This window comes from Nocardia vinacea NBRC 16497 (assembly GCF_000308835.1).
Classification (GTDB): domain Bacteria; phylum Actinomycetota; class Actinomycetes; order Mycobacteriales; family Mycobacteriaceae; genus Nocardia; species Nocardia vinacea.
Genome location: NZ_BAGN01000182.1, coordinates 13,390 through 37,978, shown reverse-complemented (window position 1 = coordinate 37,978; position 24,589 = coordinate 13,390). Strand labels below are relative to the sequence as shown.

20 protein-coding genes and 1 tRNA gene are annotated in these 24,589 nt (G+C 65.1%); 9 read left to right on the top strand and 12 right to left on the bottom strand.

Annotated elements, in window-relative coordinates:
- Positions 1 to 220: 220 nt before the first annotated feature.
- Positions 221 to 1,129, bottom strand: a complete 909-nt coding sequence (locus tag ON44_RS24790) for an oxygenase MpaB family protein (RefSeq protein WP_040694253.1) — start codon at positions 1,127 to 1,129, stop codon at positions 221 to 223.
- A gap of 123 nt (positions 1,130 to 1,252) precedes the next feature.
- Here ON44_RS24790 and ON44_RS24785 point away from each other — a divergent pair, with 123 nt between their 5' ends.
- The gene (locus ON44_RS24785; protein ID WP_040694252.1) at positions 1,253 to 1,999 is read left to right on the top strand and encodes an SIR2 family NAD-dependent protein deacylase; all 747 of its coding nucleotides are present in this window, start codon (positions 1,253 to 1,255) and stop codon (positions 1,997 to 1,999) included.
- A 160-nt stretch (positions 2,000 to 2,159) separates the two neighbouring features.
- Here ON44_RS24785 and ON44_RS24780 read toward each other — a convergent pair whose 3' ends face one another.
- Together ON44_RS24780 and ON44_RS24775 are read right to left on the bottom strand one after the other, a co-directional pair.
- Positions 2,160 to 3,455, bottom strand: coding sequence for a D-arabinono-1,4-lactone oxidase (locus tag ON44_RS24780; RefSeq protein WP_040694250.1), 1,296 nt, complete (start codon positions 3,453 to 3,455; stop codon positions 2,160 to 2,162).
- A 55-nt stretch (positions 3,456 to 3,510) separates the two neighbouring features.
- Positions 3,511 to 4,185: a TetR/AcrR family transcriptional regulator gene (locus ON44_RS24775; RefSeq protein ID WP_040694248.1), complete on the bottom strand. Its 675-nt coding sequence runs from the start codon at positions 4,183 to 4,185 to the stop codon at positions 3,511 to 3,513.
- 117 nt (positions 4,186 to 4,302) lie between these two features.
- On the opposite strand from ON44_RS24775, the gene ON44_RS24770 reads away from it, so the two are divergent.
- Positions 4,303 to 5,802: an MFS transporter gene (locus ON44_RS24770; RefSeq protein ID WP_040694246.1), complete on the top strand. Its 1,500-nt coding sequence runs from the start codon at positions 4,303 to 4,305 to the stop codon at positions 5,800 to 5,802.
- A 129-nt stretch (positions 5,803 to 5,931) separates the two neighbouring features.
- Here ON44_RS24770 and ON44_RS24765 read toward each other — a convergent pair whose 3' ends face one another.
- Positions 5,932 to 7,206 (bottom strand): lipase family protein, encoded by a 1,275-nt coding sequence (locus ON44_RS24765; protein WP_444543893.1) that lies wholly within the window; start codon positions 7,204 to 7,206, stop codon positions 5,932 to 5,934.
- 178 nt (positions 7,207 to 7,384) lie between these two features.
- Here ON44_RS24765 and crcB (ON44_RS24760) point away from each other — a divergent pair, with 178 nt between their 5' ends.
- From crcB (ON44_RS24760) to ON44_RS24735, 6 genes are all read left to right on the top strand, one after another.
- Positions 7,385 to 7,843, top strand: a complete 459-nt coding sequence (crcB, locus tag ON44_RS24760; protein ID WP_306306512.1) for a fluoride efflux transporter CrcB — start codon at positions 7,385 to 7,387, stop codon at positions 7,841 to 7,843.
- A 33-nt stretch (positions 7,844 to 7,876) separates the two neighbouring features.
- Positions 7,877 to 8,251 carry a DUF190 domain-containing protein gene (locus ON44_RS24755; protein ID WP_051182407.1) on the top strand — a complete coding sequence of 125 codons (375 nt, stop codon included), beginning with the start codon at positions 7,877 to 7,879 and terminating at the stop codon, positions 8,249 to 8,251.
- Positions 8,248 to 8,610: a fluoride efflux transporter CrcB gene (gene crcB, locus ON44_RS24750; RefSeq protein WP_040694242.1), complete on the top strand. Its 363-nt coding sequence runs from the start codon at positions 8,248 to 8,250 to the stop codon at positions 8,608 to 8,610. The genes ON44_RS24755 and crcB (ON44_RS24750) overlap by 4 nt, the downstream gene beginning before the upstream one ends.
- Before the next feature lie 47 nt (positions 8,611 to 8,657).
- Positions 8,658 to 10,298 (top strand): phosphoglucomutase (alpha-D-glucose-1,6-bisphosphate-dependent), encoded by a 1,641-nt coding sequence (gene pgm / locus ON44_RS24745; protein WP_040694241.1) that lies wholly within the window; start codon positions 8,658 to 8,660, stop codon positions 10,296 to 10,298.
- Positions 10,299 to 10,626: 328 nt separating this feature from the next.
- Positions 10,627 to 11,907, top strand: coding sequence for an MFS transporter (locus tag ON44_RS24740; protein ID WP_083898119.1), 1,281 nt, complete (start codon positions 10,627 to 10,629; stop codon positions 11,905 to 11,907).
- A gap of 119 nt (positions 11,908 to 12,026) precedes the next feature.
- Positions 12,027 to 12,764, top strand: coding sequence for a DsbA family protein (locus tag ON44_RS24735; RefSeq protein WP_040694596.1), 738 nt, complete (start codon positions 12,027 to 12,029; stop codon positions 12,762 to 12,764).
- A 36-nt stretch (positions 12,765 to 12,800) separates the two neighbouring features.
- Here the strand turns inward: ON44_RS24735 and ON44_RS24730 are convergent, their stop codons facing one another.
- From ON44_RS24730 to ON44_RS24720, 3 genes are all read right to left on the bottom strand, one after another.
- Positions 12,801 to 14,759: an MFS transporter gene (locus ON44_RS24730; RefSeq protein ID WP_040694239.1), complete on the bottom strand. Its 1,959-nt coding sequence runs from the start codon at positions 14,757 to 14,759 to the stop codon at positions 12,801 to 12,803.
- Positions 14,760 to 15,166: 407 nt separating this feature from the next.
- On the bottom strand, positions 15,167 to 15,499 hold the full coding sequence (locus tag ON44_RS24725) for a transglycosylase family protein (protein ID WP_040694236.1): 333 nt from the start codon (positions 15,497 to 15,499) through the stop codon (positions 15,167 to 15,169).
- Positions 15,500 to 16,576: 1,077 nt separating this feature from the next.
- Positions 16,577 to 18,088 (bottom strand): DUF222 domain-containing protein, encoded by a 1,512-nt coding sequence (locus ON44_RS24720; protein WP_051182405.1) that lies wholly within the window; start codon positions 18,086 to 18,088, stop codon positions 16,577 to 16,579.
- A 122-nt stretch (positions 18,089 to 18,210) separates the two neighbouring features.
- Between ON44_RS24720 and ON44_RS24715 the strand changes: the two genes are divergently transcribed.
- Positions 18,211 to 18,283 (top strand) — tRNA-Ala (locus tag ON44_RS24715).
- Positions 18,284 to 18,360: 77 nt separating this feature from the next.
- Here the strand turns inward: ON44_RS24715 and ON44_RS24710 are convergent.
- The 5 genes from ON44_RS24710 to ON44_RS24695 all read right to left on the bottom strand — a co-directional run bounded on the left by ON44_RS24710 (position 18,361) and on the right by ON44_RS24695 (position 24,066).
- Positions 18,361 to 19,641, bottom strand: coding sequence for a site-specific integrase (locus tag ON44_RS24710; RefSeq protein WP_040694233.1), 1,281 nt, complete (start codon positions 19,639 to 19,641; stop codon positions 18,361 to 18,363).
- Positions 19,642 to 19,714: 73 nt separating this feature from the next.
- Complete coding sequence (locus tag ON44_RS50450) at positions 19,715 to 19,957, bottom strand: hypothetical protein (RefSeq protein WP_157187294.1); 243 nt, start codon at positions 19,955 to 19,957, stop codon at positions 19,715 to 19,717.
- A 14-nt stretch (positions 19,958 to 19,971) separates the two neighbouring features.
- On the bottom strand, positions 19,972 to 21,696 hold the full coding sequence (locus ON44_RS24705) for a replication initiator (protein WP_245567320.1): 1,725 nt from the start codon (positions 21,694 to 21,696) through the stop codon (positions 19,972 to 19,974).
- 331 nt (positions 21,697 to 22,027) lie between these two features.
- Entirely contained in the window at positions 22,028 to 23,467 is a 1,440-nt protein-coding gene (locus ON44_RS24700; RefSeq protein WP_051182404.1) for an FtsK/SpoIIIE domain-containing protein, read from the bottom strand.
- 143 nt (positions 23,468 to 23,610) lie between these two features.
- Positions 23,611 to 24,066: a hypothetical protein gene (locus ON44_RS24695; RefSeq protein ID WP_051182442.1), complete on the bottom strand. Its 456-nt coding sequence runs from the start codon at positions 24,064 to 24,066 to the stop codon at positions 23,611 to 23,613.
- Between the last annotated feature and the right edge of the window lie 523 nt (positions 24,067 to 24,589).

The window sequence follows — 24,589 nt, the reverse complement described above, 5'->3', positions numbered from 1 at the left end:
TGCGTGATACGTATACCAGGACGGGTGGAATATGTTTCGCGACGAGGGGGGCGACTTTGTCCGCCAAGGCATCTCGAGGCCCGTCGCTCGAGAGTTGTTGCTGCACGCGGGATATCGGTCAAGAAGAAACCGGTCGGTCAGGAAATCGGCATTTTGCCTGGATACGACGCGGCCCGCGGTGCCGGAGCGGCAACCGCGGGCCGTGGACGCGCGCGAGGCGTCACATGGGACGCAGATTGATGACCTTGCGCAGACGCGCGCGATCGCGCTCGAGCCGCCGTGCCTCGAACGCGATCGGGAAGTAGCGCACCCGCTCAGGCAGCAGCGGCACCGTGCGAGCGATGAACCAGCCCAACGCCTTCAGCTTGCGCTCATCGGACTCCGACCACGTCAGGCCGAGCTTGCGCCGGGCCGCCTCCGGGGTGGTGCCGACGGTGACGAAATACTGCAGCCGACCAACCGGTGCGACCATGCGCTTCCAGACCGGCCGCAATGCACGCGGCAATTGCTCGGGCGGCGCGATCGACTGGATTACCCGCAGGTAGTCGTGCGCGGTGCCGGTCTCCTGCAGGTGGTTCTCCACCGTATCCGTGAAAAACTTCTCGAATTCGGTGTAGTTCGCCGGAATCTCCTTGGGCGCCACCATGAAATTGCGCATGAGCTGCACCGTTTCCTGGTAGTACGCGTCCTTCTCGGCCGGGGTCAGCGGGCGGCGGGCGAAGTATTCGGCGTTCTCGGTGAAGGCGAAGGTGCCGGTGTGCAGTACCCACGCCCACGGACCAGAGGCCAGCGCCTTGTGCCGGACGCCATCGGGGGTGGTGGTGTTGAGCGAGGCGTGCATCTTGCGCAGGCGATCCGCTTCGGCGATCGCCTCGTCGCCGCCGTAGATCCACATCATCACCGAACCGATGCTGCGCACCGCGCGTCCGAGCGGATCGGTGCGGAAGGTGGAGTGTTCGTCGACCACGGCGGCGATGGTCGGTTCCATGGTCTGCAGCAGAAATGCCGAGCCGGCGGTGAGGGAGAAGGTGATCAGGCCGGTTTCGTCCCACATTCGAGTACCCGGTGCGAACGGGCGGCGCTCCGGTGCGGTCCGTGAATCGGCATCGAATGCGGCGGCGGCGGTCATTGCGATCTCCTTTGATCAACCATCCAAGAACTTGAGAGACTTAGTGTAACAATCTCTCACTAACTTGGCTTGTCGACCGCGCGCCCTGGGCACTGATAACGCAGCCCCCTAGGCTGAATCGATGTGACGACCGACTGGCGCAAACGGGACGGGCGGATCGGCGTGCTCACCGGCGCGGGCATCTCCACCGATTCCGGCATTCCCGACTTCCGCGGCCCCCGCGGCGTATGGACGAAAGACCCCATCGCCGAACTGTTGTCGACCTACGATGCCTACCTCGCCGATCCGGAGCTGCGCAAACGCTCCTGGTTGGCCCGCCGCGACAATCCGGCCTGGCAGGCCCAACCCAATGCCGCGCACGCCGCACTGGCCGACCTGGAGCGCGCCGGGCGCACCATCACGATCATTACCCAGAACATCGATCGACTGCACCAGCGTGCCGGATCCTCACCCGGCCGGGTGATCGAAATCCACGGCAATATGTTCGAAGTCGTCTGTGTCGGTTGCGAATACCAGACGAGCATGGCGGCCACCCTGGCCCGGGTCGCCGCGGGCGAGGCGGATCCGCCATGTCCGGCCTGCGGCGGCATCCTGAAATCCGCGACCATCATGTTCGGCCAGCAGATGGATCGCCGCACCATGACCAAGGCCGCGCTGACCGCCGAGGCCAGCGATATCTTCCTGGCCATCGGTTCCTCGCTGCAGGTGGAGCCCGCCGCATCGATGTGCGCGATCGCCGTCGACAGCGGCGCGGATCTGGTCATCGTCAACGCCGAACCGACGCCCTACGACAGCATCGCCACCGAGGTCATCCGCGAACCCATCGGCACCGCCCTCCCGCGCTTGGTCGCCGAAATGCTGCCTGGTTGACCATGCGACTGCGCCACGACGGAGCGAGTCTTACGAGCGACCGTTCGCGGCCCGTCTCGCGTCCGAGCCGTCGAAGCGCATGCGACGAAGTCGCGAGTCTCGACGGCTCGGACGCGAGACACCCGGGGGCCGCGAACACGCAGCGCCGCAGGCGCTGCAATCAGACCGAGCCGAGTGCCCGCTCGACGTAGGCGTTCGCGAAGCGGCCCTTGGGATCGAAGCGGCGGCGCACTTCGGCGAAGCGATCCCAGTCCGGATAGCGCGGCCGCAGCGTCTCGGCGCTCTGGAAGTGGCGCTTGCCCCAGTGCGGGCGGCCGTCGTACTTGTCGAAAACCGCTTCGCAGGCGCGGAAATACGGCTCGAAGTCCATGCCGCGGTACTGGTGCACGGCGATGTAGCAGGTATCGCGGCCACCGGCCGGGGAGAGGAACGCGTCATCGGGGGCGACCCAGCGCACCTCGATCGGCATCGGCGTATCGAACCGCGTCGCGAGGTCCTTGATCTCGCGGATGGCGGCGACGGAATGTTCGCGCGGGATCGCGTATTCCATCTCGGTGAAGCGAATCAGCCGGGGTGAGGCGAAGACTCGATAGGAGCGGTCGACCTGGCGGCGGTAACTGCCCGCATACGCCGCGCCCCGATGGATCCACGGCACCAGCCGCGGCTGGCGCTTGCCGAGTCGGCACAGCGCGTCGAAGGCGTAGTTGGACATCAGGATGTCGGCGAACCAGTCGGCGGCCCGGCCGCGCGGCTGTTCGGGCAGGTCGACGGGGTTATTGCGCTTCGTCATCGCCAGCGGGCTGTGGCCGAACATGTAGAACTCGAAATGCTGGTTGCCGTCGACATAGGCGTCCAGATCCGTGAGGACGTCTTCGACCGGCACCGGCCGCTCGATTCCCTCCAGCACGAACGACGGCACCATCTGCAGGGTGACCGCACTGACCACGCCGAGCGCCCCGACGCTGACTCGCGCCGCGCGCCAGCCGTCCGGATCGGACTCCTCGTTCAACTCGACTCGGCTGCCGTCGGCCAGCACCAGTTCGATGGATTGCAGTGCGGCCGAGAGGTTTTGCAGTGTCGCGCCGGTGCCGTGGGTGGCGGTGGCGGTCGCGCCCGCGACGGTCTGCACGTCGATATCGCCGAGATTGGGGAAGGCCAGGCCGAGCGGATGCAATGCATTGCTCGCGGCATTGAGGGTGATGCCCGCCTCCACTCGAACGCGGCCGGTCTCCCGCTCCACGTCGAGGATGCGGTTCAGCTTCGCGAGGTCGAGCAGGATGCCGTCGGTGAGTACGGCATCGGTGAACGAATGACCCGCACCGGCGACGCGTACTGTCTGTCCGGTGGTGGCGGCGTGGCCGATGATCTCGGCCAATTCTTCGGCATTGCGCGGGGCGACGATGGCGGCTGGCGCGCACTGCTGATCCCCGGCCCAGTTCCCCCACGAGTTGGTCATGCGTCCAACTGTAAGGGCTGGCTCAGTTGAGCGCTAGATATCTCCGGTTTTTGCGCTAGCGCTTGCGGCCGGCGCAGGCGAACGATTTGGCCTGTTCGACTTCCTCATCCGTCAACGGGGGTGCCGGTAGTGGTCGGCGCGGCGTGTCATCGCTGCGAACGCCGTTGAGTGCGATGGCCATATAGCGCTGCCAGGTATTCGGATTGACCGGCTTGGAGAACTCGGCGAGTGCGTCGACCATATGGATCAGCGCGAAGAAGTCCGAGGGCTCGATATCGGGCTGCAGTGCGCCGGCCTTGCGCGCGCGATCGATGACCGCGGCAATGGTCGGCTTGATCCGGTCGCGCAACTGGGCGAAGCGCTCCATATCCTCCTCGAGTTCGAGCATCACCTCGCTGAAGCCGCGATTGGTAGCCAGGTGGGTGCAGGCGTACTCGAAGAACTGGACCAGCCCCAGCCAGGGGTCGGGATGCTTGGCTGCGGTCTCTGCGGCGACGGCGAATTCGCCGACGTTCTGTTCGAAGACCTCGGCGATCAATTCCTTCTTGTTGGCGAAGCGCCGGTAGACGGTGCCAACGCCGACCCCGGCGCGTTCGGCCACGTCATCGAGGGTGATCTCCAATCCGTGATCGGCGAAGAGCTGGCGGGCTGCCTCGACGATGCGCTGCTGATTGCGGGCAGCGTCGGCGCGTAGACGCCGAGGTGGAGGCACGGTAGTGGCGGGATTCACAGGCACATCCTAGCAATAAGCGGGATTAAGTGGAGGAGATGTCTCCGTTATTGTGTTAGCTTAACTCAGTAAGCGGAGGTGCCTTCTCCGGATCAAGCCTCGAGACAAAGGGGACACATGACTACCACGTTGGACCGTGGGGCACTCGCCCCCGAGAAAACCGACTCGGGCCGCCGCGGCTCGCACGCCCTGCGCTGGTGGGTGCTCGCCGTACTCGGCGTGGCTCAGCTCATGGTTGTGCTCGACGCGACCGTCGTGAATATCGCGCTGCCCGCAGCGCAACAGGACCTCGGTTTCAGCGATGGCGATCGGCAGTGGGTCGTCACCGGTTACGCGCTCGCCTTCGGCAGCCTGTTGCTGCTCGGTGGCCGACTCAGTGACCTGTTCGGCCGACGTAACACCTTCATTATCGGCTTGATCGGATTCGCCGTCGCCTCCGCGGTCGGCGGCGCGGCCACCAGTTTCGAAATGCTGGTCGCGGCCCGCGTCGGACAGGGCGTCTTCGGTGCGCTGCTCGCGCCCGCCGCGCTGTCGCTGCTCACGGTGACCTTCACCGAACCGGGTGAGCGCGCCAAGGCCTTCGGCATCTTCGGTGCGGTCGCGGGTGCGGGCGGCGCCATCGGTCTGCTGCTCGGCGGCATGCTCACCGAATGGGCCTCGTGGCGCTGGGTGATGTTCGTCAACCTCGGCTTCGCTGCGGTCGCGCTGGTCGGCGCGGTGCTGCTGCTGGCCAAGCATGTGGTCGCCGAGCGGCCCAGGCTCGACATCCCGGGCACCGTCGTGGTGACCGCCGCACTGTTCGGCATCGTCTACGGGTTCTCGCACGCCGAGTCGACCAGCTGGGGCAACCCGGTCACCCTCGGTTTCCTGATCGGTGGCGCGGCCCTGCTCGCGGTGTTCGTGTGGATCGAGACCCGGGTCGCGAATCCGCTGTTGCCGCTGCGCATCGTGCTGGACCGCACTCGCGGCGGTTCGTTCCTGACGGTATTCGTCATGGGCATCGGAATGTTCGCGATCTTCCTGTTCCTGACCTACTACATGCAGCTGAGCATGGGGTACTCGCCGATCAAGACCGGTCTGGCGTTCCTGCCGATGGTGGCGGGCATGGTCGTCTCCTCGACCACGGTGCCCTCGCTGCTGCTGCCGAAGGTCGGTCCGAAAATGGTGGTCGCCGGTGGCTTCCTGGTCGCCGCGATCGGCATGGCATGGCTGACCCAGATCAGCTTGGACAGCAGCTATGTCGCGAATATCCTGCCCGCCCTGATCCTGATGGGTCTCGGTCTCGGTGGTGCGATGTCGACCGCCTTCCAGGGTGCGACGGCCGGTGTGCACCACGAGGATGCCGGTGTCGCCTCGGCGATGATCAACACCAGCCAGCAGGTCGGCGGTTCGATCGGCACGGCGCTGCTGAGCACCATCGCCGCCTCGGCCGCGACGGACTACCTGTCGTCGCATACGCCGGGTCCGCTGGCCGTGGCACAGGCCCAGATCGAGAGCTACACGACCAGCTTCTGGTGGGCCACCGCGATTTTCGTGGCCGGTGCGGTGATCACCGCATTCCTGATGCCGAATACGGTTCCGGCTCCGTCGGAAGGCGAACCGGTAATCGTCCACTGATCTGTTCCGCTCGAACGACACAAGCCCGCGTCACTCGAGATGCGGGCTTGTGTCGTGCCGGAACTTTCACACGTGACCCCGACGGAGCGAGTCTTACGAGCGAACACGCAGCGCCGCAGGCGCTGCAGATTAGACACAGTTGCTGGGCGCCGGGAGTCCCGCGAATCGGTCGGACAGATAGTTGAATGCCCGTGGCGCACCGGCGAATATCGCCGCATTGTGGTCGGTGCCCGGAATCAGGTCGAACAGCACCGGCGTGCCCGCCGCGCAATAGCGGCCCACCACCTCGCGGGCCAGCTGCGGATCCACCTGATGATCGTTGGCGCCGTGCCATTCGTAGATCGGAGCGCGTGGTACACCGGGATATATCTCCAGGCTGTTCTCGTCCAGAATCCCGATCGTGGTGTCGTCGGCGTCGAACATCGAGCCGTTGAAGACATCGTCGAAGTCCTTGTTCGCGCCCGCCGCGATGATTTCGGAGGTGCAGGCATTCGCAACCTGGCTGCGCAGTGCCCAACCCTCGGGATTGAGGAACCGCTCCATCGACAGCTGGGCCGGATATTCGCGCTCCAGACCGACGGTTGCAGCGAATCCGAGGCCGAACAGCGGGTTCGGCTGCCTGCCGACATCGCGGGCCAGCTTGCCGATATTCACCGGAACCCCGCCCTGCGCGACCCCGACGATCGGCAGCTCCGGCGCATACTCCGGTGCCATTGCCGCCGCGAATCCGGTCGCCATAGCGCCGCCCGAGTATCCGGCCATGCCGACCGGACTAGCCGCGAGATCGGCTGGCGCGAAACGCTTTACCGCGCGTATCCCGTCCAGGGTGAGCCGACCGCCGAGGCGGGCCGCGCCATAGGCGCTGGTCGGCCCGAGGTGGTCGGGAACCGCGACCGCCCAGCCGCGAGCCAGCAGCAGATTCAGCGCGGGCGCCTCTTGCATGCCGCCGTCGAAGAGACTGTGCGACGGCGCGCACTGCAGGCCGAGCGAATTGATGAACGCCTGATACGAGACCAGCGGCCGGTTGAGTCCGCCGCCCGCGGGTAGCAGCAGGGTGGTCATGGCCGCGATGGGATTGCCTGCCGAATCGGTCGACCGGTACAGCAACTGCCATGCTGTCGCGCCTGGAAAGCCCGCCGCGGCCACCGGCCGACTGCGGATCACATCGCCGGGCTGGAAGTTGCCCACATCCGGTGGCGCCCAATAGAAACCATCCGGCTCTGGAATCGGATAGATCGCCTGTGCCATGGCAGGCGGCGCATAGCCGAGTCCGGCCAGCGCGACCGCCAATGCCGCGATACCGAGGCGCCGGACCGAAGATCCCCAGTTGCCACGAATCGATCTGCCGATCAGTTGCTGGCGCCCGTTTTGCGCCGTCTCTCCAGGCGCTTCGGATACCGCCATTCGTGCCGCCATCATCGCTCCCGACCTGTGTCCGTTGGGGTTGGGTGGGAACTTCGGCCAAACCTTCCAGGCATTCGTACGTTCTCGCCGCCGCCGTGTCAACGAACGACGCTGGTCATGGTGCGTGCCGTCGTCCCGGATGTTCGGCTCCGCCGACCCGACCGTTAGCATTGCGCCGGTGACATTCGGCTCGGCAGGAGGTCAGCGCATGGGTCAGCGGGCCCGCATCCCTGCCGTCGAGCCGTCGGTGCTGGTGGTGATCTCCCTCGGCGGTGGTCTCGGCGCGCTGGCACGCTACGGCATCGGCGTGTGGTGGCCCGCACAACCGCACCAGGTCCCCTGGGCGACCTTCACGATCAATGTCGTGGGATGCTTTGCGATCGGAATTCTGATGGTTCTGATCACCGAGGTATGGGTAGCCCACAGACTGCTCCGCCCATTTCTCGGTATCGGCGTGCTCGGCGGCTTCACCACTTTTTCCACCTACAGCCTCGAGGTTCGTAGACTGCTCGAATCGGGTGCGCCGGTCGAGGCGCTCGGCTATCTCGGGGGAACGGTGGTGGCGGGCCTGGGGGCGGTCGTGCTCGGCATGGTTTTGGCGCGGTGGGCTACTGGTACGGCACGGCGGACGAGTTGAATAGTGGAGAGTGCGACGGAAGGGGGTCAGGCGATGAAAGATTCACCGACGGGCACTGGTCCGGCGGCGGGACAGTGGCAGTCGGCCGCGCGGCTGACACTGCTGCTCGACGAGGACGACAAGTGGCGGCACGGGCCCCTCTACCACGAGATCGTGCGGCGCGCCCGCGACACCGGACTGGCCGGCGCCAGCGTGTGGCGCGGCGTGGAAGGTTACGGCGCGTCCTCGCGCATCCACACCAGTCGGATCCTCGATCTGGCCGAACACCTACCCGTGCTGGTGATGATCATTGACGAGACCGAGCGGTTGCGTGACTTCGTCGAACAGAATTCCGAGGTGTTCGCCGCGGTGAATGTCGCATTGTCCGAAGTAGAGATCTGGCAGCCGACGCTGGGGGTCGCTCGATGATGGTGGTGCTCGTACTGGTCGGCGGCATGCTCGGCGCGCCTGCGCGGTATCTCATCGACCGTGCGATGGCCGCGCGATTCGAATCTCTGCTGCCGCTGGGCACATTGACCGTTAACATTGTCGGTTCGGCGTTGCTCGGTGGACTGATCGGCGCCGGCGCGAACAGCTGGCTGCTGGCGACCGCGGGAACAGGTTTCTGCGGTGCGCTGACCACATTCAGCACATTCGGCTACGAGACGATCAGGCTCGCGGCCGAGGGTGCCTACGCCTATGCGGTGGGCAATGTGGTGATCAGCGTCGTGACCAGCCTGACCGCGGTGTTCGTCGCCGCGGCCACGACCCAGTGGTTGTGGACATGATTTTGATGACGAGCCGGGCGCAGCCGACACGGAAGGGAGACCCGAGCATGGCCCATGATCGAGCCGGGCGACCCGCGCGTCCCACCGACCTGGAAGACATCGCGCGTCTGGTGACGGCCTACTACAGCCGCATCCCGGATCCGGCCGAGCCGGCGCAGCAGGTGGCGTTCGGCACCTCGGGGCATCGGGGTTCCAGTCTGGATACCGCGTTCAACGAGGCGCATATCCTGGCCATCACCCAGTCGATCGTGGAATACCGTGCCACGCGGGGGATTACCGGTCCGGTCTATCTGGCCCGCGATACCCACGCATTGTCCGAACCCGCGTGGACCACCGCACTCGAGGTGCTCGCCGCCAATGATGTGACCGCGATGATCGACGCGCGCGATCGCTACACCCCGACGCCCGCGCTGAGTCATGCGGTGTTGCGGCACAACCGCGGTGGGGCAAAGCATCAGGCCGATGGCATCGTCGTCACGCCGTCGCATAATCCGCCGCGCGACGGCGGCTTCAAATACAACCCGCCGCACGGCGGTCCGGCCGATACCAAGGCCACCGACGCCATCGCCAACCGCGCCAACGAACTGTTGCGCAACGGCTTGGCCGGGGTGCGGCGGACCACGCTTCGCCATGCGCTGGAAAACTGCGTCGAGCGCTACGACTACCTCGACCACTACATCGCGGATCTGCCGAATGTGTTGAATCTGGACGCCATTCGCGGCGCAGGGATTCGACTCGGCGCCGATCCGATGGGTGGGGCCAGTGTCGACTACTGGGAGGAGATCGGGCAGCGCTACGACCTCGAGCTCGAGGTCGTCAACCCGTTCGTCGATCCGACCTGGCGGTTCATGACGCTGGACTCCGACGGCAAGATTCGGATGGATCCGTCCTCGCGCTATGCGATGGCCTCGCTGATCGCCATCAAGGACGACTACGACATCTCCACCGGCAACGACGCCGACGCGGATCGGCACGGCATCGTCACACCCGATGGCGGACTGATGAATCCGAACCACTTCCTCGCGGTCGCCATCGAATATCTGGTCGCGAACCGGATGGGCTGGGATGCGCTCACCAAGATCGGCAAGACGGCGGTGAGTTCGTCGATGATCGACCGGGTGGTCAGCGTGCTCGGGCGCGATGTGTACGAGGTGCCGGTCGGCTTCAAGTTCTTCGTGCCCGGATTGTTCAGCGGCAGTCTGGCTTTCGGCGGTGAGGAGAGTGCGGGCGCATCGTTCCTGCGGATGGACGGCACCGTGTGGACCACCGATAAAGACGGCATCCTGCTCGCCCTGCTGGCCACCGAGATCGCCGCGGTCACCGGCCAGAGCCCGTCCGCGCGCTATGTCGAACTCGAGAAGCGGTACGGCAGTCCGGCCTATGCCCGCATCGATGCCGCGGCGACCCCGGAACAGAAAGCACTGCTCGGGAAGTTGACACCGGACATGATCACCACCAAGGAGATCGCCGGTGAGCCGATCACCGCGGTCCTCACCCGAGCCCGCGGCAACGGCGCCCCTCTCGGCGGCCTGAAGGTCACCACCGAAAACGCCTGGTTCGCCGCCCGCCCCTCCGGCACCGAAGACAAGTACAAGATCTACGCGGAGTCCTTCGAGGGCCCCGAACACCTGACCCAGGTCCAAGCGGCCGCGGAAGAAGTGGTTGGGCAGGCGCTGTCCGGTGAGTGATGGATCGACTGCGGGGTCGTCGGAGTCGCTAGGTTCGAGAGCTTCAGCGGGGGAGACGGGCGCGTTAGGGGCGGGAGCGCCAGTGGGGGCGGGGCAGGCAGCGGCGTCGGGCGCGTCGGATTCACCAGGGCCGGGAGCATCGGCGGGATCGGCAGAGACTGCGGCGGCGTCCGGTGGGGAGGGGGCGAGGTCACTAGGTTCGGGAGCGTCGGCGGGCGCGGCGGGGTCGGCGAAGGCGTGGGGGTCGGCGGGATCGGTTGGGGCATCGGATTCTGTTGGGGAGCAGGGTGGGGCGGGGGCTGGATGGAGTGGGGCGGCATCCAGGGCGTTGCCGGTTGAGATCTGGGTGTTGGTCGGGGCATCGTTTGTTATCGCCGTCGGGTTCGGCCTGGTGGCGCCGGTGCTGCCACAGTTTGCGCGGGGGTTCGGGGTTGGGGTTGCCGCGGCTTCGGCGATTGTCAGTGCGTTTGCGTTGATGCGGCTGTTGTTCGCGCCGGTCAGTGGGCGGTTGGTGCAGCGGCTGGGGGAGCGGTCGGTGTATCTCGGGGGCTTGTTGATCGTGGCGGTGTCGACCGGGGCCAGCGCATTCGCCCAGAGTTATTGGCAGCTGCTGGTTTTGCGGTCGGCGGGCGGAGTCGGGTCGACCATGTTCACGGTGTCGTCGCTGGCACTGGTGATCCGGATGTCGCCGCCCGCACAGCGCGGGCGGGTGTCCGGGCTGTGGTCGACAAGCTTTCTGATCGGATCCGTGAGCGGGCCGCTGGTCGGTGGTGCGCTCGCCGGGCTCGGACTGCGGGCGCCGTTCCTGATCTACGCGGCGGCGCTGTTGCTCGCGACCGCGGTGGTCTATGTGAACCTGCGGCATTCGACCCTGGCCGCACCGGAACCGGTGGGCGGGCTGCGGCTGATGTCGTTCCGGGAGGGACTGGCAAGGTCGGAGTATCGGGCGGTACTGCTGTCGAATTTCGCCAATGGCGCGGCGGTATTCGGCGTGCGGATGGCATTGGTGCCGCTGCTCGTTGTCGAAGTGCTGCATCAGCAACCGGGCATGGCGGGTGTCACGCTGACGGTGTTCGCCGCGGGCAATGTGGCGGTGCTTTTCGCATCAGGGCGGCTCTCGGACCGCTTCGGGCGCAAACCCTTCCTGATCATCGGATCCCTGATCTGCGCGGCCGGTACCGCCGGACTCGGTCTCGCGTCGAACCTGCCCTGGCTGCTGCTGACCTCATTCGTGGCCGGGCTCGGCTCGGGCATGTTCACCCCCGCCCAACAGGCGGCGGTCGCGGACGTCATCGGACCGAAGGCCCGTGGCGGCCCGGTCCTCGCGGGGTTCCAAATGGCGGCCGATCTCGGCACCGTCATCGGCCCGGTCGCGGTAGGCGCCGTGGCCCAACACTTCTCCTACGGCCTCGCCCTCGCCCTGACCGGCGCTCTGCTCGCCATCGCAGCCGCCATCTGGACACTCGTCCCGGAACCATTGCACCGACGCGTTGTGGAATCGAAAGTGGAAGCCATCGCGGATAGCCCACCCGCCCACACCTACGGCCCCGAGCGCCTCGTCGACGCCCCCACCCCCGACCCCCACGACAACAACTACGCCTCCCGCTGATCTGGACTTCTGATCACCATGTGACCCTGGCGGGCGCTCTCAACGTTTGCCTGCATCAATGCATGGTGATCAAGCACCCCGTGCATCAGGTGGGGTGTGGTTGGGGCAGAGTGTTCGGGGTGAGCGAATCGGGATCGAAGTACACGCCGCGGCCGATGTCCAGTGCGACCACATATGCCCTGGGTGGCGTGGCGCTCGCGCTCATCGTGTTGATCGTGATCCTCGCGTTCCGGTGGGGGCGCGACGACGCCACGATCCGCAATGACGGCTATGGATCGGTGCACAGTGCGGACGTGCGCGCGGTCCTGGACCAGAACAACGGCACGATTCTCCTCGGTCGCCCGGACGCGGCGAAGACCATCGATGTGTACGAGGATCCGCTGTGCCCGTCCTGCGGCGCGCTGGAGCGACTCTACGGTCAGGAGATCGCGCAGCAGATGGACGAGGGCAAACTCGCCGTCCGCTACCACCTCGTGACATTCCTCGACCCGAAGTCGAAGAGCAAGGATTATTCGACCCGTGCGGTCGCCGCTAACGAATGTGTCGCGGATAACGGTTCGGGTCCGGTGTATTCGAAATTCCATGCGCTGCTGTTCACCTCGAAGCAGCCGAACGAAGGCGGCGCGGATCTCGGCAATGACGATCTCGCGAATGTCGCGAAGGAATCGGGCGCCTCGCTGGAGGCGGTACAGTGCATCAACTCCGGCGCGAAACTCGACGCGGCGAAGATCCACGCGCAGATGGCACGTGCCGCCCTGACCGATGCCAATGGCGAGGTCGCAACGCCCGCGGTCTTCGACGGCAAGAACAAGATCGACGTGAACAACCACGAATGGGTTGTCGACCTGACCAAGTGATCGTGCCGGGCGGCCGTACCGCCCGGCACGACGCAACTAACCGGCGGGTTCCGGCTCCGGCTCTTCCTCCGCGATCGCGGCCAGTTCGCGCTCGACGAGTTCATCGTGCGCCTTGGCCTCGGCGGCCGCCTTCTTCGGGCTCCAGTGTCCGGCCATCAGGAAGACGAACGGCAGGAACACGACCTGTGCGGCCAGGCAGATCCACCACCAGCGTTCCCACTGCTTCGGCGAATCGGCTTGCGCCTGCTGTACTTCCTTGGCGTGCGCGGCGAGATAGGCCTGATCATCGGCCGGAATGGTGCCGACCGACTGCAACTGCGTAGTCGCCTGCGCCAGTTTGGGGCCGACGGTCGCCGCCACCGCGAGGTCAGCGGCCGGAATCTGCTGCACGGCTTGCAGGCGCGCGATCGCCTGATCCACCGGAATGCCGAACTTCTTCGCGACCTGTCCGACCGCTGCCAGCCCTGCGTTCGCATCGGCCGGATTCGTGGTCAGCGTGGCCAGTGTCGCCGAATCGATCGCCTGCAGCGTCGCCAATTCCTGCGGGTAGCGGGTGTTGAGGCCGACGGTCGTCTGGATATCGGCCGGTGACGCGCCGGTCAGTTTGGTCAGCGCGGTGACCTGTGCGACCTGATCATTGGGGTTCTGCTGCAGTGCCGCAAGGGTTTCCGTGCCGACCGTCTGGATGGTCGCGAGTTGCTGGGAGTATTTGTGCGCGATCTCCGACAGCCGTGGTCCGTAATTGACCAGCGGACCGGCAGCGTTCACCACGATCAGCAATCCGAACAGCACCACGGTGACGACGCTGCGCAGCGTGCCGCCCCACACCGCGAGCCCCACCGCGGTCGCGGCCGGATTACGGGCCTCGACCGTCTCGGTGAAGCTCGCCATCCAGGTGGAGTAGGCGATGCCGGTGCCGACCGCGATCACCACGAAAACCGTTGCGAACGAGTAGTAATCGGTATCGGGCTGATCGGTGTAGCCGATGAACAGGTACATGCCGACGATGCTGATGAGCGCGCCGACGATCATGAACGGCTTGCGCACCTTGAGTTTGTCCGACACGATCCCGGCCAGCACCAGGGCGATCGCATTGGCGGCCCAGTACCAGTTGCCGAGCGCATTGGCTTTGGCCGGACTGAAGCCGAAGTTCGTCGCCATATACACCGGTAGGAACGACACGATGGTGTAGAAGAAGGCGAGGAACAGGCTGATCGCCAAGGCCGAGCCGATGATGTTGGGGCGCAACATCTGCCGCCACACGCCCTGCTCGAGTTCCTTGACGTCCAGACCGCGAGCGCGGGCTTCGATCAGCGCACGGTCGCGCAAGGTCACCATGATCTGGTCGCGCAGTTGCGGGCTCAGCTCACGCAATCCGATCACCGCGACCACGGCGATGACGAGGCTGATCACGCCGCACAGCCGGTAGTGGTACTGCCAGTCCGGATGTGCGTCGAGCGTGCGGGTGGAGATCTGCGTGGTGACCAGGGCGCCGATCACCGGTCCCAGCGTCCAGAAGCCCATTGCCGATGCCCGGTCCAGCTGCGGGGAGAAGTCGCGGATCAGAGCCGGTGTGGCTACCAGCACCGCGCCCTCGACAATGCTCACCAGGCAGTACACGAACAGGTACTGCTCCTTGGTGGTCGTCGCGGGCACCGCGAACAGGGTCAGCAGCGAGCAGATCACCACGCCGTAGGCGACGATATTCGCCCGGCCCCATCGATCCAGCACGCCCGCGAGCACCGAGGCCACCGCACCGAAGGCGGCGCCGATGATGAAGATCCAGACGAAGTAGGCGAAGGAGAGGTCGAAGTAGCCGATGAGTTCATTGCCAACGGCGCCGGTGACGAATAATTGGTAGTAGAGCGCGATCGAGGCGATGACCACGACGGCCAGATACCAGGAGCGGGCGGGTGTATCGGGATAGTGCGGTAGCTTGCGTTGCCACAGCCCCGTGAGCAGGGTCGGCGGATCTGCGGTCTGGGTCGAGCTCATGGTCGAGATGCCTTTCTAGCCACGGCATTTCGTAAAGACCTGAACCGTGCATGGATCAGGACGAGTTGCCGGGTGGACACAGGGTAGTGAGCTGAATCACTCCCCGCAGGTGTTTTGGACCATAAGAACGCTCGATTTGCGGAATTGAAATAGACGGTACCGATGAGTGGGACTCTCGGTTGACGTCGCAGGCATCTCGAGCTGGGGTGGGGGTTATGAATTCTGCCGCCGCGGAGGGGTTTTCGATCCCGATGTCGAGCGTGCGGCCGGTTGAATTGTACGGCGGTTGCTTGCTCGGTTGCTGGAAATAATTCCGGCACCGGTGATTTCGTTCGATATCTACCGACCGTACTGACGACAACGGGGCCCGTGCTCGATGGCACGGACCCCGTCAGGTCTATTCGGGCTTACAGGTAAGCGCCGCACACGGGCCAAGCGCCCGGGCCCTGGGTGGCCAGCACATTCTCCGCGACGCGGATCTGCTCCTCGCGGCTGGCGTTCTCCGGGCTGCCCGAGCCGCCGTTGGCGGCCCAGGTGCTCTGGGTGAACTGCAGGCCGCCGGCGAAGCCGTTTCCGGTGTTGGTGTTCCAGTTGCCGCTGCTCTCGCACTGGGCAACGGCGTCCCAGTTGTGGCCGGAGGCCGATGCGGTGGCGGTGGACAGGCCGAACGGAACGGCGGCGATGGCACCGGCGACGGCAGCGAGACCAAGGGCACGGGTGAGCTTACGGTTCTGAGTCATGTGGATTCCTGGCTGCGCCCGCTCGGCACCGGCGGACTTCCGCCGTGTCCCTGCCCCCAGCAATGTCGGGGGACCTCTCGAACCGTGGGGCAGGGTTACCGGCGTTCGGCGGTTCGAGTTCGAGTCCTTCGCGTTGATCCGGACTGCTGACGACGCTAGCGAAGAATTCGCGACAGATCACGTGCAGATAACGTCTGAATGTTCTCGACCGCAGGTGTAATTTTTCGACATTCACGCAGTTCGAATGCGTAAAAATGTATATATACGATCGTTCGTGATAGTTACGTTATGTGTTCGGTATCACTGTGAAATGGTGACGTCCGTCGCGTTTAAGGGTCGAATCCTGGGATGAATGTCCGGTTTTGCTGTCGGCTCGATGCACGTCCGCGAGGTGCGGATGGTGAAGTTGTTATCCGCTGGGGTATTTGTGAAATCCGCTCGCCTCAACTCGCGGTAGACAAATCGAGCAAAGTCGCAATCGATGGCGCCGCTCGGTGCGGACATCGGCCTGTGCCGCAGCGGGCAACCCCGGCAGGTCTGGCGCCGCCCACACAGCCGAGCTGTGCCGACGGCCCGTGCACTCGGCGACGGCGCATGGGCGATCATGCGCGAACGTCAGTGGTCGGCATGCCGTGCGCGGTTGGTGTCGCTGATGCACGTCGACGGCAGCTATGGACCGGGCACTGCTGGTCTTGCACGATGTTCGGGTGATCGGGTCCTGGTCGGTCCCGTGTACCGATTGGGGCGGGTCCTGTCGGTCCTGGTCTCCCTTGGAATGGATTCGGAATCTGGCCCGTCTTCCGTCCCGCTCGGTGGATTGGCCTTGCTGGTCTTGTGCTCCGCTGGGCTGGGGCCGGGAGCTGACCGCTTACGCGCTCTGCTTGGTGTGGGACCCGTGCCGGTCTTGCGCTCCGCTCAGGTGGCTCGGGACCTGGTCGGTGTTCTGCCGTTCGGGGTGGGGCGGGGTCCCGCCTTGGGGCCCGCTTGGCGCGGATCCAGTACCTGGCTACTTTTGTGCCGGCTCGGTGGGATCCGGTACCTGATAGTCCTGCGCCCGCTCGAAGCGGAATGGCTCGATCAGCGGCCGGGGAACTGGGCCGCCTGGGGCTTATCCTCCGGGATCTCGTCTTCGGGGCGGATTCGCCGGAGTTGGCCGTGGACGACTATGTAGCCGTCGAGCGGGTAGGCGATGTCTTCGGCGGTTGGTCGGTCGGCGGGATGGATGGGGATTGCGGGAGGAGTTTCGGGCGGTTCGGATCTGTGGTGGCCGGTGTAGGGGGCAACGGGAGCGTCGATGTCGGTGCGCGGAAATAGGTATCGCGCGCCCTCGCGGACCGTGGTGTGGATATCGCCGGTCGGTACGGTCCATTGGAGGCGATCCGGATCGGCGCGCCAGCTGCGCCAGGGGAGTCTTTTGTTGTCCGCCAACGTTTTCAGGCGACGGTGCCGTGTGCAAAGTGTGGCTAGTTTGGTGCGGCTGGTGCGTCCGCCGCGGTCGGGGCGTTGGTGGTCGAAGGGGTGACCGTGGTCCAGTTCGGATTCGGCGGCGGGCATGACGCATCCGGGAAAGCGGCACATGCCGTCCACCGCCCGCACCTCCCGCTCCAGTCGCGCCGTTGGCCGCCACGGCATCGCCTCATCGACAACGGCCGCCTCGTCGTCGGTCGAGCGTTCCGGTATGACCTGGAAGCGTGCGTGTTCGGCCAGAATCCGGGCCAGCGCCGCGTCGATCGGCCCGTACCCCGCCAGAAATGCCGGTGCCTCCTGAATCCCGAGCAGCGTGTCCGCCGGAATCCCGATCTGGATCAATGGTCTGCGCGGCTGTTCGATCGGCGTACCGAACTTCGGACAACGCTCACCGCGTCCGCACTGGCATTTCAGCCGTCCGGAACCATCCGCGAGCGCCACCAGAGCGTCCGCCCGCCGCTGCGGCATATTCCGCGGATCCGATGCACACACCTGCGTACTCATCTCGCGCAGTCGCATCGCCACTGTCTGTGCCCCCGGCGCGGGCAGTAATCCGTCGAATACCGCCATACTGTCTTGTACCGCTCGGAGCCGAACGTCGCGCTCGTCCTGCCGCAGTTCCCGCCGGCGCTGTGTGCCGCCGGGATCCAGCCGCGCCGCCCACCGCCGCGCCGCCTGCCGCAGCCGCACCGGATTGTTTCGTCCCGCCGCCTCGAGTAGTCGCGGCTCCAGCGCGTCCAGCACCTCCCTGGCCACCGCTCGGGTGCTGTCCACGATCACCCGCACCTTGGCCAGATCGATCCGTCCCGCCGCGAAAGCCGCCCGCGTTCGCGGCAACGAATCCTCCAGTGCCAGACCGATATCGATCAACGCCCCCGCCGTCCCCTCGTCGACCTGCAATGCCACCGCGGCCTCACTGGCGGCGAATTCGCCGGCCCGCACCCCACCCGGCCCCGGCTCCGCACTCTCGGCCCGATGCCGTCGATACAACTCCCGCACCGCGAACACCTCAGCGGCCTGCGCCACCGCCGCCCACCCATGCGCCGCCCGCAGAGCCTCGATCAGCCCCTCGTCGGTCATGGCCCCGAAGTCCGCGGATGAGAGATCATTGCTATCGAACATATGTTCGATTCTACGACCCAACAACTCACTCCACCACCCCCGAATCGAGGCGATTTGGTTGCCGACACGCCAGTGGTGTAACTTCGTTCAGGCGGTCGGGGAAACCCGACAGCGACCCACTCGGGGCTATGGCGCAGCTGGTAGCGCACCACACTGGCAGTGTGGGGGTCAGGGGTTCGAGTCCCCTTAGCTCCACTCTTTTTGCAGGTCATGGCCGCTTTTTGGTTCGGTGAGACGAACCGAAAGCGGCCAATCCTCCAACAAACTCCCAACTAATTCCCCGGACCATTGACGGCGCGTTCGAGTGCTTCCGCCGCCGCGTGGTGAGTTCGCCCGCGTGCCATGTAACGCCGCTGGGTCATGGCGGGGTCCGCATGGCCGAGTACGTCAGCGGTGATCCTTGCCGACAGGCCCGCGTCATCGAGAATCGTCGCGACGGCGTGGCGGAAGCTGTGCGCGGTGATGTCATCGGCCATGCCCAGCGCTTCACGTACCCGCTGCCATTCGTGGCCGACGTTCTGGGGATCGCGCAGCGTCCACACGGCCGAGGGAAAAACCAGGTCGAGTGTCGGTGTGTCCGGGTCCGGCGGGGCGGCCAGCTTGCGGGCCGCTAGTACCGCTTTGCGTCGCTTGAGCATCTCGACGGCGAAGTCAGGCAGGGCGATTGTTCCCCGGCGGTTCTTGGGGTCGTCGTCGCGGTCTATGCGTACCAGGCCCTCACCTTTGACGCGCACGACCTTGCCGGTACTGCGCAGAGTCCGGGCCTCGAGATCAATGTCGGTCCAGAGCACGCCGAGAATCTGACTGCGCCGCAGGCCCGTTGCCGCCAGCAGGGTTACCACGTCGGCCAGATCGGCACTGTCGCAGTATTCCGCGACCGTGGGCGGGGTGTACGCCTTCACCGGAGTTTTCCGGTTGCGCTCGGTGCGTGAGAGCTTGCGCGGGCACGGCACTTGCGAAGTCCGCACCGCCGCGAGGATGAACCGCAGTTCATCGATGGTGATGTCACGTGCGCCGCCGGTACGGCCCTTGGCCTCCACGTTCTTCGCCATCTCCGATTCACGGACAGGGTTGACCGTGAGGGCATCTTTACGCACCGCGTAGCGGAACATGCCCGACAACACATTGCGGCCGGTCCGCATCGAAGACGGTCCTTTGGCCGCGCCGACCTGCTTGAGGAACGCCTCAACCGATGACGTGGTGACCTCCAGTAGCCGCCGCTGCCCGAACGCGGTGGTGAACAGTTCCGCTGCCACGTCGTAGCGTTCCAGTGTGCTGCCCGCGCGGCCCTGTTCGACCAGATAGCCCCGGTACAGAATCCATAGCTGTTGGACCGTGGTGGAGTCCGACAGTTCCCCGCCGAGGTCCACCCGGATAGCCGCCGCAGCCGCCATCACCGCATCCAGAGCGTGAGACCCGTTGCGGTCGGGTATCTTTCGGCCGCGTGTGTCGAGCCTGACCGGGGAGACCCGTCTCAGGTCACGCCGCTTGCCGGAGGCGTCGCGGACGAGTATCCGCGCTTCCCAATGCCCGGCCGATAATTCGGTCAGCATCGGCGTACCGGGGACGCCGATAGGGCGTGCAGGTCTGCCCCGCTTCACCGCCGCATCCTCTCAGCGGCGCGGTTCACTCGTCGGTGCGTGCCTCGAGCGCCGCGTCGAGCGCGTTCAGATCCCACCGGAAATCCTTTCCGACCCGCTTGGGTCGCGGTAGCCACGGGTACTTGTCACGATTGCGATTCCAGCGGCGCAGCACTTCGGGATGTACGCAGATGTGCGCCGCAGCGGCTTTAGTGGTGGCCCACTGTCGAACCGGCCGTGATCGTGCGTGTTCAGAAGACCCCGGTCCGGCAGGAAGATCAATACTCATTTGATTGCTCCAGATTAGCTGTGTCGGATGGCGGTCGATCTCTCCGGGCCGGGTGGAGGTTCGGCGGCGAGCATGGCCCGGTCGTATTCGGCGCGCCAGGCGATGCGTTGAGCGATGGCGGCCATGAGCAGATGCGCCCGTGACGGGATTCGGGTTCCCGGTGCGAGTTTCGACCAGGTGTAGCGGTGCGGGTCGGGGGTGGGTTTGTCGATCCCTGCCGCCGCGAGGGTGGCGCGGACGAATTCCATTCGGTCGGCCTGGTGGTCGCCGAGGGTTTTCCCGGTCCACAACTCCGAGGTCAGCACGCGGTTACCGGGCAGCCCCAAGGTTTCGCGGCGGTGTGCGCGTGCCTTGCAGCGGCCGGGTTGCATCCGCGATTTCGCGCCTTTGGGGACGATCCCGTACAACAACCACACCGCGCACCGTTCAGAACATGGTGTGCGGCATAGCGCTTGGTGTAGCCGGTCGTAATGCGCGTGTTGCCGAGGAGTTTTCGCCTCCAGAACCTCACTGACCGATTTGGTGAGGTACTTGCACAGGTAGCCGATGTGGCGGTTGGCTTCCTCTGTGCCGCCGAGGATGCCTTTGGAATGGACCTGTGTACCGAACCGCACCAGGTGCGCCGGGTTCTCGTAATCCCAGGTGCTGTCCATCGCGGCGTCCCAGCTTTGCAGCGGTAGCCGCGTGTCCGGGTCGACGAACGTCTTGGCCTCGCGGTCCCACAGCGGCGCCCGCGCCCCGTGGTAGAGCATTTCGTTCGGGTGGGGCCACCACACTTGGTGGTAGGTCGCTTGGGTGACTTGCCGGATGATTCGGTGGGGGATGTCGCCGCGGATTGCGATGTGGGCATGGGGTGCGCCGCGTCGTTGGGGTTCGACGCTGGCGAAATACTGCACGTTCCAGCCGGCCACGCGGCGCAGGTTTTGTATCCAACGGGAGAACAAGCGTGCGAACCAGATCGCGTCCCACGCGGCCCGGTCGTAGTCGTAGCTGTCGGGGTCGATGGGGGTGCCGTCGTCGTGATCCACGTGCCCGTAGGTGGGCAGGGTGAGTGTGATCATCATCGATGGTTTGAACTTGCCCGCGTATTCGCGCCCGAGGGTGCGGTTCTGGATCGGGTTACGCGGCAACTCGGGCACATCGGGGCGGCGACGAGTCGACCGAGCACGCCCGGAATCCTGCTCACCATCCCTGCGATCAGAATCAGAATCAGAATCAGGGGCAGGGTCGGTGCCGTCGTCGCTGGCGTCGACCGGTTCGGGTGCGGGTGTTTTGCCTCGCATCCCCAATGCGGTCAGTTGTTTATCCACCCAGGCGATGTCATCGAGCAGTTCCGGAATCTCGCCTAGGTTTCCGGCTTCCCCGGCGTGGACTCGTTCGCACTCGGCGATCAGATCGGCTCGGTACGCCATAAGCCCGGTCTGATCGAAGGTCGGTCGTGCGCACGGGATTTCGGGTTCGTGGTCCAAATGCCAGCCTTCCCGGCATTGGGCCAGCCGCAAAGCTTTTGCCTTCTTTGCGCACGCTGGGCACACCGCTTCCATGGTGTTGCCGCACGGCACCGGAATATGCGAGATCGCCCCGGTTATGGTGTCGGCACGTTCGAGGACCATCGGCCGGATACACACCCCGAACCGTTTCGCGGTCTCCACCGCCACCTCATCGAACGACGGCCCCCGCCGTGGTTGCTCGTCTTGCCCGCTCACTTGTGCCTGGTCGTCACCGACACTGTCTGACATGAGATCACCTGTTCCGTAGTCGAAGACGCGGCACCAGACCGAGAAACACCGACCGAGCGGAATTCGGCTCGGTGCCGTGTCGTGAACGAAATTCAACTGCCGGAACAGGTTTCAGAAATTACGTGACCCCGCCGGTTCGGCTGCCACTGGGCGCTACCCGCGCTGTATCGAAAGATTGAGGATGCGCTACCCGCGCTGAATGAGAATGCCGCTCGCAGAGGGTGTTTCGTGCTGTTGCCCGGCGCGGCTTATTCCAGGCTACCTATCTTGTCGGGATGTGGTGTTTCCCCGATCACCGGGGTGTTGATCGCCTATGGGAGAGTCTGAGTGTTCATTGCTGCTCGGGATTGTCGTCGAGTCGGGGTGTGCCGTCGGGGTGGCGTGGCAGTGGTGGATAGGCGCGCATGATCCACTCGATATCGTCATCGGTCACCCAATAGGCTCGAACCCTGGTGATTTCCACCGATGTCTCGTGCTCGACATAGGCCACCCCCGGAGTGGTTTCCGGTATCTCATCGCACAGCGCGCCCCGGTCCCGCCCACTCTGGCCGAACAGCATGTTCGGTTGTGTCGGCTCGCTCATTCGCAAACCGATCCGGTAGGGGTAGAGCTGCCGGAGTTCGAGCACGTCTTTGGATGGGTCTTGTAGGGCTCCGACCATCGGCACTGCCACCGCCCGGGATTGCGTGAGCACGATGCCCATCAACCGTGTGATCTCGTCTTTGATCTTGCGGTCGCTGTAGTAGGCGGTCAGGCTCGCGGCCTCATCGATGATCACCACGACCAGGGGTTCGGCCACGGTTGGGGTGATCTTGCGTTCGGCCTTGGGCATGTAGAGCACGCCCCGGGACTGCACCAACGCCGCAGCGTCACGCAACAGCTCGAGCGCCATGGGACCGTTGTCGTAGGCGAAGCGTGCGAACCACTGCCGAGCTGCCCCGTACTCCATGCCTCCCTTGGGATCAACCAGCCACAGCACCACGCTTCCGTCCCGGATCGCTGGGCCGAGTGCGGCGATCAACGACCACACCACCGACCCTTTGCCCGAGCCCATCTTTCCGGCGACGAGGACTTGATTGCCGAGCAGACGAATCCGCCACGGTTCCCCGAGTTCGGTCAGCCCGATCGTGAGCGCTTCCAGGTCAACGGTTTTCGGTGCCACCCGAGGCAGCGGGATGGGATCGATCAACCGATCGGTGTGGATGACCTGAAGGCGCACGAACCCCGATTCGGCGTTGCGGACCCGGACCCCGACCACACCGAAGGCGTGGCGCAACGCATCAGACTGCTTGGCCCACGTCTGCACCGTTTGACCGCCCACCAGCTTGACCAGCAGTTCATCGGCGGTATCGCCGATGGTGATCTTCACCAATGCGGGAGTCTGGACCCCGTTGTCGAGAATCTTGGTCAACCCGTGGATCGCGGTCAGTGTCTTCCAGCGCCGCCTGTAGCGCTTCCACGACAGATAGCGCGAGGTCATCCGACCCCATACCCACCGCCGCCACGAGACAGGCCACCAGGCCCACCAGATCACCCACGAGGCGACCGATAGCGCGGCGACACCGGCACCGAACAGCCAGCCCAGCCACCATGCCGTCGCGCCCGTCGCCACGAGCGGTAGCGAGATCATCGGGAACAACGCTGCCCACCACAACAGATGCGCCAGCACCAGCATCAGCGCCTCGAGCAGATACATCAGCCCTTGCCCGAGATCATCCATGATCGTCGGCGGACGCGCCGGGGGCTTCTCATACTCTGCGGAACGAACCATTTGCCTATCAACCTCTTTCGGTTGGCATTATCGAATGTTGTTGCCCCACAGCCTCATACGGCTCGTAGGTGGGGTTAGGGCGGGTCGGCTTCCATCGCGGCGAGCCGACCCGCCACACGAGAAACAGCGGTCAGCGATCAGGGTCAGGCCGGGGACTTACCCGCACCCGATCCACCCGCCGACCGATTACCGGACCCCGGCGGGGTCGCATACCCGCTCGCCCGCACGGTGTAGGTCAGATATTTGAACTCGTTCTGCCCACCCACACGCGGCTGAACAGTCAACCCCGCCAACGCGATCGGCCGCATACCCGGCGCGATCTCTTGGGTGGTGGGTTCGGGTTCTGTATCCGACAACAGCAGAACCTCGTAGCTGGCGCGGCGAGGGTTGGGTTCATTCGGGTCGGTGACCGGAATCTTCCACACCAGCTGCCCCGTGTGTTCGTCCCGCTTCTGCGGTCCCGGACGGTCCGGGTTGCCCGTGTATTCCAGATCGGGGCGGACATCCCCGATCTGATACAGCCCAGCAGCGAAGAACTCCGTGAACTCCACGGCGTATCGAAAGTTTCTGCGAATGTCGGACTTGTTGTCGTTGGCCACGACGGCCACCTTTCATCTGTGATAAATCGGATTCTCGAGTTGGCCCCGCACCACGGCGGCAGCCTGGACGCGGTCGCACACCGCAACCGCTGATGGGAGGGCTCACACATGCGGTGAGCAGCGGAAACAGGCGGGTCACGACCGCCGACACACCCCCGCGCACCACGGCCACCGATCGGCCGAACACAGCCCCAGGTTGTTGCGAATTCGCCGCAAGAACCCGATGATCGGTGTTCCAACACGCGGGAATGCACTACTCTGAACACAGCAGAGACCGCCGTTTCTGCACTGGATGAAATGGGGACTCCGAAAGGCTGGGCTACTACCCGTATGCCTTCTAGGAGTGTGTTTCGTTCACGCTGTCCCCTCGTTGGCGCGGGGGGACAGCACGAAAACCGTTCGGCTCAGCCGATGCTCACATCATCGAATACTCTTCACCTGCCTCTCATTGATCAACATTCCATCGTCACCACAGCGACCCCTCAATGTCCAGAGCCCCAAGTGACAACGTTATTGTCCATTA